A 16,151-nucleotide genomic window follows, 5' to 3' on the forward strand; every position below is an offset into this window, starting at 1 on the left:
CGCCTCACACGTACCGCGGGTGCTATGAATCCGCCCACGACGTGCGCCCGTATATTAATCCGTATGCAGATGTCCGTACCATACTGCTGGTTTTTCTGTTGTCATATTGTTATGGGCTGTTGCCCTGACTGACTAGCGATCAGAGCAACAGCTTATCCTTTTCTATTCATTATGAAATCAATCTATTTCATTCTACCAGTTTTTGAGAGACAAAAAAAGACGCATCGCAGGAAACACCCCAGGCGCGGGCCTAATGGTCTTGCGATACGTCTGTTTATCACGCACACTGATCACTCAGAAGTCGTTCCTTGTGTCCAATGTTTGGTGAGCTGCTGATTTTCTGACATACTCCAATAGCTGTCACCTGTGACAATAAAAGAATCAAACATGGGCATTCCAAGTTGTGTGCCCAAATTTTGTAATTGTTGACTAAACTGTAAATCACTATCTGATGGCGTCACATTACCACTAGGATGATTATGAATCATCATAAAACCTAGCGCATTGGCCTTGAGGACACGCTGAAAAATTTCCCGTGGGGATGCTTGAACATGCGTTAAACTACCGACAAAAATGGTTTCCCAGCCAATCACGTTCAGTTGCGCATCTAATAACGCCACACATAATTGTTCTTGGGGTAAGTGACCCAGTTGTTTTTGCGCATAGTGTCCAATTTCTTCCGAAAATTTCGCACTTAACATTTTCGGCCGGGTCACACTAGCGACCTGACGACCAATCGCCATCCCAATAAGCAACGCGCGGTTAATCGTAGGATTTTGGGCAATAAAATCTTCTTGATTATCCTGTGTCATTTCATTGAGATCATAGTCATTTGGAAAAAAACGGCGCAGCATGTGCAATTGCTGCGTCGCATCTTGTCCCAACGTTGCATAGTACTTTTTGATTTGGTCATTTAATGTCACTGTCATCTCACCTCTCTGTGAGATGATACGTTATAATGCGCGTTGCTTCACAACACGTAATGCCCAAAGGGACAAACTCCCAGCAATCACAATCAACAAAATATCTAATCTAAACATCCAAACAGTACCAGCGCGTGTTGCCGCAACAAAGGCTGCTTTTGAATCCACTACCTGATTTTGGAAAATCGCTAATACACCAGCAGCTAAGGCAATACCCACGGCTGCTGAATAGTTATTCGTGGCTGAGAAAATCGAGTTCCCGGCATTTTGATGCGCAACCGCCACATGGCTGACCGCATGGGTCATGTTATTACCAAACCAGAAGCCAGCGCCGAGTTGCACAATCATAAAGCTCAATGTCATATTGGCAACACTCAATGGGAGGATAGCCATGCACAATGTCCCAATCATCATCAAGCTTAACCCAATCATAATCGGCAATTTAGCCCCGTAGCGATCGTAAAGTCGGCCTGACACAATCGCCATGAAGGCATAACCCAAAGCACCTGGTAGTAACGCTAAACCAGCCACCTGCGCATTTTGGAAAAGCACAATTTGCAAAGCCATTGGAATGGCGTAGTTAAAGGTTAAGTTCACGGTTTGCGTCACAAATGATGCGGCAATACTAAATGAAAATGTCTTAAACTTAAAAATTTGCGGATCAAGCAATGGTGACGGTTCGCGTTTGGCATACCACAGATAGGTCAAAATACTACCCAACATGATGACAAAAAGGCCGATACTATAGCCATTGGTAAAGCCATGTGTACTCATCCGTTCGATCATGAAAATCCCGGTGACAAAGAACGTGCTCAAGAGCAACCAACCAATCCAATCCAGCTTTTCTTTGACCACCACTGAGACTTGCTTAATTGTAAACCACCCAAGAATCAACGACCCAATTTGCACGGGTAAAACAACCCAAAATACCGTTCGCCAGCCATAATTTTGCGTTAAATAACCACCAAAAGCCGGCCCAATGGCAGGCGCAAAGGAAATAATTAACGACCCAAGGCCCACCATTGTGCCGCGTCTATTCTCTGGTACTTGTTCAAAAATAACATTGTACATCAGTGGCATTCCAACACCGCCACCGATACCTTGGAGCAAGCGGCCAAATAAGGTAAAGCTAAAATCATGACTCACCGCATCAATCAACACACCAGCAATCGAAATCAGGGTTGCCACAATAAATTGACTACGATTCGTGAACCGCTTTTTCAGCCAGGGTGACAAAATAACCACCATACTGGTAAGCAAGATGACACCGGAAGTTAACCACTGGACCGTACTTGACGTGACATTAAATGTGGTCATCAAAATTGGAAAACTCACGTTTAAAGCCGTTTCCAACATAATATCGGTGAAGCCTAGTAAGCCAATGGCTAACACACTTAAAATTAAGCGTGCTGATAATTTTGTTTCAACTTGTTTCATATTTTTCCTCTCACCTCACTCACAAAATATAGTGACCCAGTAAATACAATCAAATCTGATGAACTAGCTTGATACGCTGCCTGCCAGCTGTCGGCAGTGGCTAGCCCGTATTGTTGCGCCACTGCTGCGATGTCTAAACTATGGCGCCCATTCGGCCCAACTAATGGGACTAACACAATTTGGAGACGATGATCTTTTAAGAGGTCATCAAAAGCTAGCGCCACATTTTTATCCATGAGACTGCCAATAACTAACGTGATTGTCTCCGGTTGCTCATCTAAGTCTTGCAAGGCCTGATGCAGCTGTCTTAAGCCATCAACATTATGGGCCCCGTCAAGTAATACATTGGGCTTGAGACGTTCAAAACGACCAGAAAACCGACTCTCGGCTAATCCTTGTTGGATTTGCGTTGATGTGATTCGATCATCAAAGGCAGTAATGGCAGCCACTGCCGTGGCCGTATTTTGAATTTGATAAGTCCCTGGCAAGCCTTGTGCATACGCATTCAGCTGACCTTGTATGAGCGGCCTTTTAGCTATTGCAGCAATTGCTGCTTGCGCCTCATCTGGTAAATCACCAATCACAACCGCCATGTCATCATGAATAATCCCCGCTTTTTGCGTGGCAATCGCTGCAATCGTAGGACCAAGTAAGGCTTGATGATCCAAGCCAACACTGGTAATCACTGCGACCCGTGCATTGGGCATCACGTTGGTTGAATCCAATTGCCCGCCAATCCCAACCTCAATCACTAAGGCATCTAAATTTTGCTGCGCAAAATAAGTCATCATAATGGCCGTTAAGACCTCAAATTCAGTTGGTATATCTGGTGCCAAAGCGGCATCAACTGTCACCAACACATCGGCAACGTGTTGCGTGACCGCTAATAAGTCTTCTGCTGGTATTAAGTTATTATTAATCTGAATACGTTCACGAAAATCAGTGATAAAGGGTGAGATAAACAGACCGGTGCGATACCCAGCGACACGTAAAATATTACTGGTCATCGTGGCAACCGACCCTTTGCCATTAGTACCCGTAATGTGAATAGCTGGTGGCAACGTATTTTGTGGTCGACCCAATGCCGCTAACAACGTGTGCATGCGTGCCAAGGACTCTTTTTGTCCACCTTTAGGTCGATTATGGATATAAGCAATCGCTTCAGCAACTGTTTGCATCGTCTGTCTCCTTCACCCTTAACTAATGAAAAACCATCCAACACTTGTTTGGACGGTTTCATCGTATAACTTTATAAAACGTGTTGCATGGTTGAGCGTCACACAACGCCGGATTTAAAACGCTTTGTTGGTGCGAAAATTAATCTTTTTCGCGAACTGTAAATTCACGACTCTTACGTGCGCCACCCGTACGGCGTTCTGTTGAGCGACCATCACGCCGCTTATAATCACCAAAACGACGGTCGCCATTACCTTCACGACGTGGACCACCATTACCGCGACGTTCACGGTTACCACCACGGCGATCACCATTGCCGCGACGATCGCTGCTACCGCTGCGACGTGATGATGACCCACCGTTACCACCACGACGACGTGGCAATGGTCGTTCACGTGTGATTTCAACTGGTGTGTTTTGCTTTTCCAAATCAGCAACAGATGACAACAAAGCCGCTGCCAATTGTTCTGAGCTGTATTGTGCTGTCAACTTTTCAACTTCTGATTGAATGTCATCAGCATCAACTGTGTTAACCAACTTTGACACTTCACCAGCAGCGTTCTTGATTTTGCCAATACGTGCTTCTTGTAGTGTTGCAGGTTGCAACGGTGTCATGCGCTTCTTAGTTAAGTCTTCAATTGCACGCAAGTAATCCATTTCATTTGGAGCAACAAAAGTGACTGACACCCCTTCAGCCCCCGCACGACCTGTACGGCCAATACGGTGAACGTATGATTCTGGATCTTGTGGAATATCGAAGTTATAGACGTGTGACACATCCTTAACGTCCAAACCACGGGCTGCCACATCAGTTGCAACCAAAATGTTGATTTCGTGTGACTTGAATTGTGACAACACGCGTGAACGCATTTGTTGTGTCAAATCACCGTGCAAACCAGCTGCATGGTAACCACGGGCTTCCAAACCACGGGCCAATTCTTCAACACGACGCTTTGTACGACCAAACACAATCGCCAACTTAGGTGCTTGTACATCCAAGATACGTGTCATTGTGTCAAACTTTTCGTTATCACGTGCGCGAACAAAGTATTGATCAACCAAGTCAGTTGTCAATTCCTTAGCTTCAATTTGGATATGTTCAGGGTCAGTCATGAACTTGACACCAATCCGCTTGATTGCTGGTGGCATTGTAGCAGAGAACAATAATGTTTGACGGTCTGCAGGTGTGTTCTTAATGATGGCTTCGATGTCATCCAAGAAGCCCATGTTCAACATTTCATCGGCTTCATCCAAAACCAATGTCTTCACTTGATCAATTTTAACTGTCTTACGGTTAATATGATCCAACAAACGGCCTGGTGTTCCCACCAAAATTTGTGGATGTGACTTCAAGTTTTGGATTTGACGGCGAATATCTGCACCACCAAAGACAACTTGCACGTCAACGTGCTTGTCATGACCCAACTTCTTCAATTCATCTGCTGTTTGAATCGCTAATTCACGTGTTGGTGACACGATTAATGCTTGAATATTTTTGTTATCTAAATCAATGTTTTCTAAAATTGGTAAACCAAAGGCAGCTGTCTTACCAGTTCCTGTTTGCGCTTGACCAATAACATCTTTACCCGCTAATGTTAGCGGAATTGTCTTTTCTTGGATTGGTGTTGCTTCCACATAACCATGTGTTGTAATGGCATCCAAAATATCTTGTGATAAACCTAATTCACTAAACTTCAAAATTTCTCTCCTCTGCGCGCTTTGGCGCGTGTGCGATAAACCGTTATGACGTTTTTATCGCTGTAATTTGTGTAAAGAGGGTTTTAGCTAGCGGTTGCCAGCTCTTACCCTTTTCAAATACGTTGCTCAATAAGATGACCGCATCTTGACCATCTGGCGTGAACAGTACAGTCGGCTCATATCCGGTAATAACACCGTGTCCATCACGATACTGCGCATGATGATACAAACCGGCACTATACGATTCCCCAGGTACGGGTGTCCACATCGCCTGTAAACACTGACTGTCAACAATCCGATGTTGCATCAGTAGGCGATAATAAGCATACAGCTTGCCGACTGTCATGGCCATATTGCCAGTGCCTGTCTCTCTGGCAAATAATCCTGGGTTATCTGCGGTTGGCTCACTGTAGCTGCGTGTTTGATAACCAGTTGTGCGATGCGCTTGCGTCACAAAGTGGCGATAATCAACAACGTTGAGCTGCCATTGTTGATTAAAGACCCGATCAAATAACTGATCATACGACTGTCCCGTAATTTTCATCAAAATTCCAGCTAACAAACGATAATTCACCGCCTGATAAGCCCAAGCCTTTGATCCCAGTAGTCGCACATGCGCTGCATCAAAGGCGACGTTTTCTTGTTCGGTTGTCACCTGATGCCCCAGAATATACTCACCCAAGCCACTCGTCATCGTCATCAATTGGCGAATCGTCACTTGATTGGCATCTGGCACATCCGGGTAATACGTTGCTAACGTCGTATCCAAGCTGAGCTTTCCAGCCTGCACTTGTTGCATAATCAACGTTGCGGTAAAGCTTTTTTGCAAAGAGGCAATTTGAAACAATGATTGTGCATTGTTTAATTGCTGCTTGGCTTGGTTGGCATAACCATAGCCTTGTTGCAAAATTACTTGCCCATGCGACACAACTAACGCGGAACCGACATAGCCAGCGGCTTTTAGCTGCTGATCTAACTGTACTGCTTGCTGATTATGGGTTAGAAAAACCGTTTGATCACTCATCGCAGTTCTTAGACCATTGTCGGCCTTTGCTCGTTTCATCAGCGCTTTGGAAATCTTTGCATCAGCAGTTGTTCTCAAAGCAACCAAACTCGATAGGCTAACAACACCTAGCAGTAACATAACCAAAATACCAGTATGCCATAAATGACGTCGCCTGGTATTGTGTTGCGTGCGTTTCAACTCTGCATCCCCCAAAAATACAACAACTATTGTACTAATGCATTAACAACGTTTTCTAGATGAATGCCATGACTTGCTTTTAATAAGATCACATCCCCTGCATCCCCTAACGTCTTAAGGTCTGCAATAAGTGCATCAAGTTGATGTGTGTCATATAAATGCAAGTGCTCTGAATCAAAGTGTGGCGCTAAAATTGGGGCTGTATTTGCCGTAAACAATTGCCCAACAAGGTAAACACCAGTCACGTTTGCTGCCAAAATTTCTTTGGCCAAATTGGCATGTAATGTGGCTGCTTGTTCGCCTAATTCTAACATATCTCCCAGCACAACATACTTGTGTGATGCCGGTATTGCTTTTAATGTCGCCAGAACTGCTGCTACGGCCGTCGGATTTGAATTATAAACATCACTAATCAAATTCACGCCGCGTGCTGTCACGAGTCGCTCTGTGCGATTTTTAGTCAAATCAAATGTTTGTAGCGCCTCAACGGCGTCGTCTAAATCAATATGTAGTAAGATACCCGCTGAAACTGCTGCGAGCGCATTCATAATATTATAACCGCCAATTAACGGAATTGCAAATCGAGTTTCTTGATACGTAAATGTTGTCGTCGTCGCATCGCCCTGAACTGCCGAGACACCGTCGCCAAACAACACCACCTGTTGGGCAATAGCCGCTTGCGTTAACAGCGGCTCATCAAACGGAATGCACAAGACGCCATCTGGTTTCAGACCAGCCACAATTTCCAATTTAGCTTGAGCAATCTTAGCGCGTGTTTGGAAAAATTCGATATGCGCTTCACCAATCATGGTAATAATCGCCACGTCCGGCACAACTAGTTTGGAAAGTGCCGTCAATTGACCTGGCCGATCCATCCCCAGTTCAACAACTAATACTTCCGTATCGGCTGGCATGGTCAACAACGTCATCGGCACACCAATCTCGTTATTGAAATTTTCTGGTGTTTTAAAGGTTTTATAACGTTTCGCCATCACCGCAGCCGTCATATCCTTTGTGGTTGTTTTCCCATTAGAGCCCGTAATGGCAACTACTTTAGGGTTCAACTCCTGGCGACGAAAAGCGCCCAGTTGTTGTAGCGCAATCAGCGTATCTGGCACAACCACAGCTGGTACATCGTTTGGGATGTCGTGTTGATCATCAACCAAAACGGCTACTGCCCCACGCTGTAAGGCATCTTGAATGTACTGATGCCCATCGTTATCAGCGACTAAAGCCACAAATAAATCCCCTGGCACCACTTGGCGTGAGTTAAAGCTCACGCCTGTGACTTGGCCACTACCTTGTGTTTTGGCGTTTAAAATGTCGCCAATTTTTGCTATTGAATAATCCATGTGTTCTCCAAAAATATCCCCAGCGATAGCAACTATCGCACACGCGTGACTTGATTAGAAATTTTTCTTAAAAACCGTAATACTTTCCACATGGGATGTCTGTGGAAATTGATCAACTGGTTGTACTGGGCCTTCAATCTGATAGCCTTTTTGCACAATTTCAGCGGCATCCCGCGCCAAAGTGACTGGGTTGCAGCTAATATAAACCAAGCGTTCTGGCCCCATATCGACGGTTGCTTGAATTAATTCACTCGTTAGCCCACGCCGAGGCGGATCAACAAAGACCACTTCTGGCTGCAGTTGTGCCGCTTCCCAGATTTTAAATTGTTCTGGCGCATCGGCTAACAAATAAGTGGCATTTTGAATCCCATTAAGCCGCATATTATGTTGTGCATCCGCCACTGCGCCTGGTACCACTTCAACACCTAAGACTTGCTTCACCCGATTGGCCACCGTAATCCCAATCGTACCAATACCTGAATAGGCATCAATAACCGTATCGGTTGGCTGCAACTGCGCTTTTTGCGCTGCGAGATCATAGAGGACTTCCGTTGTTTGCGGATTCACTTGATAAAACGAATTCGGTCCGATAACAAATTGGTACCCGAGCAACGTATCATGAATCGCATCCTCACCCCATAATGTTCGATTGTTGGGACTTAACAAAACAAAGTCTTTTTTTGGACTAAAGTTAAAAATTAAACTTTTTAATTCAGGCAACTCAGCGCGCAATGCCGCAATCACATCTGCCTCATGCGGAATAGTTGCGTCGTTTGAGACGAGTACAACCATTAATTCATGCGAATAATAGCCACGTCGAATCATAATATAGCGAATTGCACCGGTTTGGCTATCCGGATCAAACGCACTAATTTGGTACTTTTCTAAGATATCGCGAACCACAACAATGGCTTGATCAATTTTAGCATCATTGACAAAATAGTCTGTCATTGGCACTAAATCATGCGTCCCACGACGATAAAAGCCGCTTGTTAAATGGCCATTCTGCCACTTAACTGGGACAATTGTTTTATTGCGATAATACGTCGGATCCGCCATCCCAATGGTTGGTGCGACCGTCACGTCTAACCCGCGTTGGGCAAACAACCGTTGAACTTGTGCCTGTTTCAAGTCAAGTTGCGCTTGGTACTTAAGATTCACAAGCGGGGCTGTCCCCGCATCGATTAGATACTGGCGATCACTATTTTGACGTTGATCTGATGCCACCAAGCGTTGCAATACCTTGGCATAGCCCGAGAATTTGTCAACTTGCGTCACTTCAATGGTGATTTTTTCACCTGGGAGTGCATCCGCGACATAAAGCGGATAAGTGGGGGTAATATTGACGATTCCCATCCCATCAATTCGGATATCATCGACAGTCACCGTCAGTTGTTCATGCAGTTTTACTGGCAAAATTGTTCGTGGCATCGTCTCCACCTTGCAAGTAGCGCATCATCCTAGCCAACAGTCATGATGGCACTACTAACCTTTCTCTTTTTATGCTTTAAAAAATAAAAGCGTTCACCAAAGTGAACGCTTTTATCAGAACAATTACTTGTCTTCGTTGTTCTTGAAACCAAATCCAGCAAACTTCTTGTTGAACTTGTCGACCGCACCATCGGCTTGTGTAAACTTTTGCTTACCTGTGTAGAATGGGTGTGAGTCTGATGTGATATCCAAACGGATAACTGGGTATTCTTTACCTTCAAATTCAGTCGTGTCGTTTGATGTTGCAGTAGAAGCTGACAAGAACTTCTTACCTGTTGTTGCATCAAGGAAAACCACTGGACGGTATTCTGGGTGAATGTCTGCTCGCATAATCATTTCTCCTTAGCGCCCTGAGACTTTTGTCACAGAGTCAGTTTATAACTAGTACAGTTTATCATGTGCCGTATGAAATTACAAGACTATGGCATCAAATTAATTAAATCAATGCCTTCAATCGTAATATCAGCGCCTAGACCAGCAAGCTTTTCTTGAATACGATCATAGCCACGCAAAATATGATCAGCATCGTTAATCACAGTGTCGCCATCAGCCATCACCGCAGCAATAACTAAAGCTGCACCCGCGCGAATTTCGGCAGCAGCAACATCTGTGCCGACAAGACGTGGTGAATGATTAACCCGAATTTCACCAGGCTTTTCAGAATCAATATCACCGCCCATACGACGCAATTCTGCAATATGCTTCACGCGCTTTGGATAGATTGTATCTTGAATGACACTTTCACCTTCAGCCATCAACAATAGTGGCGTGATTGGTTGTTGTAAATCAGTAGCAAAGCCTGGATAAGGCATCGTTTTAATATTAACTGGTTGTAAAGCGTCTGATGGGTAGACGTGAATCGCATCTTCACCGATGTCCAAATTCACACCCATTTCAATCAATTTTGATGTGTAAGACTCCAAATGTTCTGGAATAACGTTTTTAATCGTCACCCCATCACCAAAGGCTGCCGCCATACTCATATAAGTACCGGCTTCAATCCGATCAGGAATGACCGTATGCGTGTTTGTCGCCTTTAATGTTGGCACACCTGAAATACGAATGGTATCCGTCCCAACGCCACGAATGTTGGCACCCATGTTATTCAAAAATGTTGCAATATCAATAATTTCTGGTTCACGTGCCGCGTTTTCAATGATCGTTTGACCCTTAGCACGCACCGCAGCCAAAATAATATTGATTGTTGCACCAACTGAAACCGTATCTAAAGCGATACGTGCGCCGACTAGCCCATTTTCTGTGGCATCAATATGGATAATATCGTTGCTTTCCGTTACCTTGGCACCAAGCGCTTCAAAACCTTTAATGTGTTGATCAATCGGACGTCGGCCCAAGTTATCCCCACCAGGGAAAGTCACCGTTGCGCGGTTAAAGCGGCCAAGTAAAGCCCCCATGAAATAGTAAGAGGCACGAAGTGATTTAATTGCGCCACTTGGCAAATCACTTTCCACAATTTGTGTCGGATCAATGGCCAAATTGCCATTTTCAAATTTTGACTGAACGTTCATTGCATCCAAGATGAGTTGCAAATTTTTCACGTCGAGAATTTGAGGTACAGTATCAAAAGTCACTGGTGTATCCGCCAAAATAGCAGCAGGAATAAGTGCTACTGTTGAGTTTTTTGCGCCACCAATTGTGACTTCACCATGGAGGCGCTTGCCGCCGTGTACAATTATTTTAGCCATGAGGTTTCCTTGTAATCGTTATAGTCCATTGATAATTATACCGTGCCAACAGACTTAACTCAAATTTAATTAGAAAAGATTTTAACGCACTTCCACATGAAGTTGCGCGATCAATGCATTGGTTACCCGTTCAAAGTCAGCGTTAACCTCTGCTTCAACTAGTGTCTCATCATTATCTTGATACGTCAATGTATAGGCTAATGAGCGCTTACCGGCAGGCAAATTATCCCCTGTGTAGACATCAAACAACTGCACATCCACCAGCTTGTCACCAGCTGTTTCACGAATCAGGGCGACAATGTCAGCATGTTGAATGTGTTCATCAACCAACAACGCCGCATCGCGTCGCATTTGTGGGAAACGTGAAATTGGGGCATAAGCAACGTCACCAGTTACTTGTGACATCACTGCAAACAAGTTCAGTTCAAAGCCAAATACCGGTGCTAACTTATAGGCTTGTGTCACCTTAGGATGAATTTGCCCCACAAAACCAAGATAAACATCGCCACTGTAAATATCAGCCGTTTGCCCCGGATGCATGTTTTGGTGGCGCTTTGTCGCTTCATAACGCACATTTTCAACACCGATTTGGGCCAAATATTCAGCAACAATCCCCTTCATATCATAGAAGTCAACTGGCTTTTGCGTTTTATCCTGTTGCCAACTTGAAGTTGCGCGTGTACCCGTCAAAACACCAGCCAAATGTTCCATTTCAGTTGGCTGCGTATTGTCGTCAGTCCCAATAAAAATACGCCCCTGTTCATAAAGTGCCACGTCGGACACGCCATGATTGACATTATAAACAACATCTTCTAATAGACCCGCTAATAGATTTTGACGAACGGTCGTCCGATCTGAACTCATTGGATAATTCAACGTGACAACCCTTTCACCAGGATTTTCAGCAAATTGTTGTGCCTTTTCAGGTGTAGTTAAGACGTAGGAAATGGCTTGATTCAAGCCCAAACTTTCCATAATACGACGACTTGCACGAATTTGACGCTGACGTAATGTTAAGTGACCAGGTGTTGTTGGCCCATAAGGCAAAGTCACAGGCAAATTGTCATAACCATAAAGGCGCACAATTTCTTCAATCAAATCTGCTTCAATTCGTAGATCTGGTCGACGCGCTGGCAAGGTCACCTGAATGGTGTCCGCTGCAATTTGATAGTCCAGGGCTAATTGATCAAAAATGGCAGCAATATCTGCAAGCGTCAACGATGTGCCAAGAATTTGATTCACACGTGCCGCCGTCAATGGCATCACAATTTCTTCATAAGGTGTATCGGCTGCAACCACTCGGCCACGGGCTACTTGGCCACCGGCTAATTCATCAACCAATTGTGCGGCATGATCCAAAGCCGTAAAGGTTGCATCCCAGTTCACGCCACGTTCAAAGCGAGCCGAAGCTTCTGAATGCAAATTATGACGACGTGCCGTCGCGCGCACCAAACTCGGATTAAACACAGCACCTTCCAAAACGATGTGTCGTGTCGTATGATCAACTTCTGAACTGGCACCACCCATGACACCAGCAAGCATCAATGGTTCATCAGCAGTGGCAATCACGATGTCTTCATCCGGACGAAGATCACGCGTTTGGTCATCCAACGTCACCAATTGTTCCGCTGTTTTAGCACGACGCACATGCACGGTTTTATCCGATAACTTATCAAAATCAAACGCATGCAAAGGTTGCCCATACATCAACATCATGTAATTCGTAATATCAACAATATTGTTAATTGGTCGCATACCCGCATTCCAAAGTGCTTTTTGCAGCCAGAGTGGTGAATCCCCAACCGTCACGTTGTTCACCACGCGCAAAGCATACTTTGGTGCCAAAGTGTCATCTTCAATCACGACATCAACTTGATCACGCGCTAACGTCTCATATTCGACTAAATCAAATGCTGGCTCAGTTACTGGTTGCTTTAACATCGCCCCAAATTCATACGCTGTTCCAATCATTGAAAGCATATCCGCACGATTAGGCGTTAAATCAGTATCCAACACGGGATCTGTCATGCCCAGCGCCACTAAGGCATCATCACCAGGTTGCACACCATCATTTGGTCCAAAGACATAAATACCCGCTTCAAAGTCTTTCGGTGCAATTTTATTATCAAACCCAATTTCTTGTAAGGCTACCAACATCCCATAAGACATTTCACTACGTAGCTTAGCGGCTGTTAAGGTCATTAATTCGCCTGATTCGCGATTAATAATATGTGCCCCAACTTTAGCCAGAACAACCAATTGGCCCACGGCTACGTTGGGTGCCCCTGTCACAACTTGTACCAATTCAGGTTCACCAATATTGACTTGTGTGATAACCATGTGATCAGAATCTGGGTGTGGTACAACACTGACAACTTCAGCAACAACAAGACCATCTTGTTGTTGCGCCAATGTAGTGACGCTATCGACTTCTACACTCGTGCGGGCGACTTGTTCAGCTAAATCCGCTACCGCTTGTTGATCTAACGCAATGGTTTGGTCTAAATAATCATTTAACCATGTTAAATTCGTTTTCATGTTTAGTTCCCCTTTCGGTTAAATTGTGACAAGAAGCGGACATCGTTCAAATAGAATTGCCGAATATCGTCGACGCCATATTTCAACATCGCAAAACGATCTGGGCCTAAGCCAAAGGCAAACGCTGAATACTTCTCTGGGTCAATCCCGTCCATACGCAAAACATTGGGATGCGTCATCCCCGCACCCAACACTTCAATCCACTCAATATCTTCTGGCTTGGTATCTGGTGTCACTTCATTCCAAGATACGTCAACTTCAACTGAAGGTTCAGTAAATGGGAAATATGATGGCCGCATCCGAATTTGATGCTTTTCGCCAAACAAGGCTTGCATGATTGAGAGCAAAGTGCCCTTCAAGTCAGCCATTGTGATGTTTTCACCCACAACCATCCCTTCAACTTGATGGAATTGGTGTGAATGCGTCGCATCATCCGTGTCACGACGATAAACCTTTCCAGGCGCAATCATCTTAAGGGGTCCCTTTGAAAAGTCGTGCTTTTCTAATGAACGCGATTGTACGGGGGACGTTTGCGTCCGCAACAGGATTTCAGGCGTAATATAGAAAGTATCTTGCATATCTCTGGCCGGATGGTCCTTTGGCAAGTTTTCCCGTTCAAAGTTATATTCGTCGGTTTCAACTTCCGGTGAATCAACGGTATCATCAATCACTTCAAAGCCTAAACCTAAGAAATGTTGTTCAATTTCATCAATAATTTGTTGCAAAACGTGGGGTTGTCCCACAACATGTGCACTACCTGGCAACGTCACATCAATCGTTTCAGCTGCCAATTGTGCCTCAAGCTTTGCTGCTTCAGCAGCTGCCTTTTTTTCCGCCAACAAAGCGGTAATAGTTTGGCGCACATCGTTGCCAATTTCGCCCACTGCCTTGCGGTCTTCTGGCGCAACGTCCTTCATCCCTTTCAGTAAAGCAGTTAATTCGCCTTTTTTACCCAGCAAACTGACGCGCAACGCTTCAATATCTGCGTCTGCGGCGTTAATTCGTTCTACGGCTGAAGCCTTTAATGCTGTTAGTTCTTCAGTTAAACTCATCATCATTTCCTTTCAATACGACGCCTGATGTTTTAATCACGTGAATAAAAAACGTCCCATGTTATCGTGAGATAACATGGGACGTCTGATCGTGGTACCACCCAATTTTCTGACTAACGTCAGCTCTAAGTGACAATAACGCTGTCAAAACGTTGGTGATTAAACCAATCACTCCTGACTGAAATTCATCATAGACGCAAATACAATACTTTCACCAACTTGTATTGCTCGCTAAATTTGTTCTATCATTACTAGGTCATTCATCGTGTTTAAAACATATTTTACTGTTTTAGCACCTATTTTAGTGACTATTTGCCATAACGGCACAGCACTAAAACGCGCTAGACTACAACTCTAGTATATCATGCTAAAGCGTCTGTGTCGTCATGTTTTGTCTTGGCCACATTATTATATTGATCAGACCATTCATGAATTGCTGCCATCAACGGACGCATTGCTTCACCAGACTCCGTCAGCTTATATTCAATGAGACTAGAATTTTCATAAGTGACACGGTTAACCAACTGTACGGCTTCAAGTTCTTTCAGACGTTCAACCAACACACGGTCAGAACAGCCCGAAATCGCCCGTGACAATTCTAAGAAACGTTTTGGCCCGCTAATCAGCAACGTTTCAATGATCAGGCCATTCCATTTACGACCTAAAATCTGAAATGTATTGGTGAAATTCTCGCAGAGTAAATCCTCTGTATGTTCTGCTAATTTTGCCATCATTTTCCCTCTGAGTTATTGATGTGTTCATAGTAACACAAAGCGCGCAACTTGACAAAAAGTAAGTATTTAACTAAACAACGGTTATCGCAATGTTTTCGCCAAATAGAAGCAACCGAGGATGCCGGCATTATCGCCATTAGCCACTGGCACGATATAGTCATCCAATGGTGGCACTGCCAAATAATCATGCATTTGTTCCGCAAAGCTTTCCCGAATTAAGGGGAAAAGAATCTCACGGTGTGGCACGCCGCCACCAAGTACCACCTTTTCTGGACGCGAGATCATCGTATAATCCAAAATCGCTTGTGCCAAGTAGAAGGCTTCCATGCGCCATGCCAAATGATCATCAGGAATTTCCTTGGCACTCATGCCCCAGCGTTCTTCGATGGCTGGTCCAGCTGCCAAACCTTCCAAACAGTTCGCACCGTGGAATGGGCAATGACCCGCATACGTGTCTTCTGGATGCTTTTGCAAGAAGATATGACCGGCTTCTGGGTGACCATAACCACTGACAAGGTGTCCACCAGAGACAATACCGGCCCCAACACCCGTGCCGACTGTCAAATACACCATATTGTCAACGTCTTTGGCAGCCCCTGTGGTAAACTCAGCCCAACCAGCCCCATTGACATCCGTGGTCCAGTAATAAGGAATATCACGCCAAGCCTTCATCCGGCCTAAGAAATTATACCCTGACCAGCCGTGTTTTGGCGTGTCCAGCACATAGCCGTAAGTCTTTGATTCAGGCACAATATCAATTGGCCCAAAGGCGGCAATCCCAATGGCGTCGATGTTATCATATTGGTCAAAGAACGCAATCACCTGATCTAACGTCTTTTC

Annotated in this window: 13 protein-coding genes; all 13 read right to left on the minus strand. The window is 44.7% G+C overall.

Annotated elements, in window-relative coordinates; all coding sequences use genetic code 11:
- Positions 1 to 290 precede the first annotated feature (290 nt).
- Positions 291 to 923 (minus strand): JAB domain-containing protein, encoded by a 633-nt coding sequence (locus tag ACW12G_RS03175; RefSeq protein WP_146977326.1) that lies wholly within the window; start codon positions 921 to 923, stop codon positions 291 to 293.
- A gap of 30 nt (positions 924 to 953) precedes the next feature.
- On the minus strand, positions 954 to 2,360 hold the full coding sequence (locus tag ACW12G_RS03180) for an MFS transporter (protein ID WP_455647252.1): 1,407 nt from the start codon (positions 2,358 to 2,360) through the stop codon (positions 954 to 956).
- A complete protein-coding gene (locus ACW12G_RS03185; protein WP_455647253.1) occupies positions 2,357 to 3,538 on the minus strand; it encodes a bifunctional folylpolyglutamate synthase/dihydrofolate synthase in 1,182 nt (393 codons plus the stop codon). The genes ACW12G_RS03180 and ACW12G_RS03185 overlap by 4 nt, the downstream gene beginning before the upstream one ends.
- A gap of 139 nt (positions 3,539 to 3,677) precedes the next feature.
- A complete protein-coding gene (locus tag ACW12G_RS03190; RefSeq protein ID WP_029509900.1) occupies positions 3,678 to 5,234 on the minus strand; it encodes a DEAD/DEAH box helicase in 1,557 nt (518 codons plus the stop codon).
- Between the two features lie 43 nt (positions 5,235 to 5,277).
- Positions 5,278 to 6,438 carry a serine hydrolase domain-containing protein gene (locus ACW12G_RS03195; RefSeq protein ID WP_455647254.1) on the minus strand — a complete coding sequence of 387 codons (1,161 nt, stop codon included), beginning with the start codon at positions 6,436 to 6,438 and terminating at the stop codon, positions 5,278 to 5,280.
- A gap of 26 nt (positions 6,439 to 6,464) precedes the next feature.
- Complete coding sequence (locus ACW12G_RS03200; protein ID WP_455647255.1) at positions 6,465 to 7,790, minus strand: UDP-N-acetylmuramoyl-tripeptide--D-alanyl-D-alanine ligase; 1,326 nt, start codon at positions 7,788 to 7,790, stop codon at positions 6,465 to 6,467.
- A 54-nt stretch (positions 7,791 to 7,844) separates the two neighbouring features.
- Positions 7,845 to 9,221: a 23S rRNA (uracil(1939)-C(5))-methyltransferase RlmD gene (rlmD, locus tag ACW12G_RS03205; protein ID WP_455647256.1), complete on the minus strand. Its 1,377-nt coding sequence runs from the start codon at positions 9,219 to 9,221 to the stop codon at positions 7,845 to 7,847.
- A gap of 123 nt (positions 9,222 to 9,344) precedes the next feature.
- Positions 9,345 to 9,611, minus strand: coding sequence for a type B 50S ribosomal protein L31 (locus ACW12G_RS03210; protein ID WP_010001225.1), 267 nt, complete (start codon positions 9,609 to 9,611; stop codon positions 9,345 to 9,347).
- An 89-nt stretch (positions 9,612 to 9,700) separates the two neighbouring features.
- A complete protein-coding gene (locus ACW12G_RS03215; RefSeq protein WP_029509904.1) occupies positions 9,701 to 10,987 on the minus strand; it encodes a UDP-N-acetylglucosamine 1-carboxyvinyltransferase in 1,287 nt (428 codons plus the stop codon).
- 81 nt (positions 10,988 to 11,068) lie between these two features.
- A complete protein-coding gene (gene pheT / locus ACW12G_RS03220; protein ID WP_455647257.1) occupies positions 11,069 to 13,525 on the minus strand; it encodes a phenylalanine--tRNA ligase subunit beta in 2,457 nt (818 codons plus the stop codon).
- 2 nt (positions 13,526 to 13,527) lie between these two features.
- Positions 13,528 to 14,577, minus strand: a complete 1,050-nt coding sequence (pheS, locus tag ACW12G_RS03225) for a phenylalanine--tRNA ligase subunit alpha (protein WP_055308308.1) — start codon at positions 14,575 to 14,577, stop codon at positions 13,528 to 13,530.
- Between the two features lie 362 nt (positions 14,578 to 14,939).
- Complete coding sequence (locus ACW12G_RS03230; protein WP_010001231.1) at positions 14,940 to 15,308, minus strand: winged helix-turn-helix transcriptional regulator; 369 nt, start codon at positions 15,306 to 15,308, stop codon at positions 14,940 to 14,942.
- 84 nt (positions 15,309 to 15,392) lie between these two features.
- A partial coding sequence (locus ACW12G_RS03235; protein ID WP_455647258.1) for an ROK family protein occupies positions 15,393 to 16,151 on the minus strand: 759 nt, incomplete at its 5' end.

The sequence above is a fragment of the Leuconostoc sp. genome (assembly GCF_965300815.1).

Excerpts from the sequence above, each read along its gene's own strand:
- ACW12G_RS03180 (WP_455647252.1), bottom strand. The coding sequence starts at position 2,360 with ATGAAACAAGTTGAAACAAAATTATCAGCACGCTTAATTTTAAGTGTG.
- ACW12G_RS03185 (WP_455647253.1), bottom strand. The coding sequence starts at position 3,538 with ATGCAAACAGTTGCTGAAGCGATTGCTTATATCCATAATCGACCTAAA.
- ACW12G_RS03200 (WP_455647255.1), bottom strand. The coding sequence starts at position 7,790 with ATGGATTATTCAATAGCAAAAATTGGCGACATTTTAAACGCCAAAACA.
- rlmD (WP_455647256.1), bottom strand. The coding sequence starts at position 9,221 with ATGCCACGAACAATTTTGCCAGTAAAACTGCATGAACAACTGACGGTG.
- ACW12G_RS03210 (WP_010001225.1), bottom strand. The coding sequence starts at position 9,611 with ATGCGAGCAGACATTCACCCAGAATACCGTCCAGTGGTTTTCCTTGAT.
- ACW12G_RS03215 (WP_029509904.1), bottom strand. The coding sequence starts at position 10,987 with ATGGCTAAAATAATTGTACACGGCGGCAAGCGCCTCCATGGTGAAGTC.
- pheT (WP_455647257.1), bottom strand. The coding sequence starts at position 13,525 with ATGAAAACGAATTTAACATGGTTAAATGATTATTTAGACCAAACCATT.
- pheS (WP_055308308.1), bottom strand. The coding sequence starts at position 14,577 with ATGAGTTTAACTGAAGAACTAACAGCATTAAAGGCTTCAGCCGTAGAA.
- ACW12G_RS03230 (WP_010001231.1), bottom strand. The coding sequence starts at position 15,308 with ATGGCAAAATTAGCAGAACATACAGAGGATTTACTCTGCGAGAATTTC.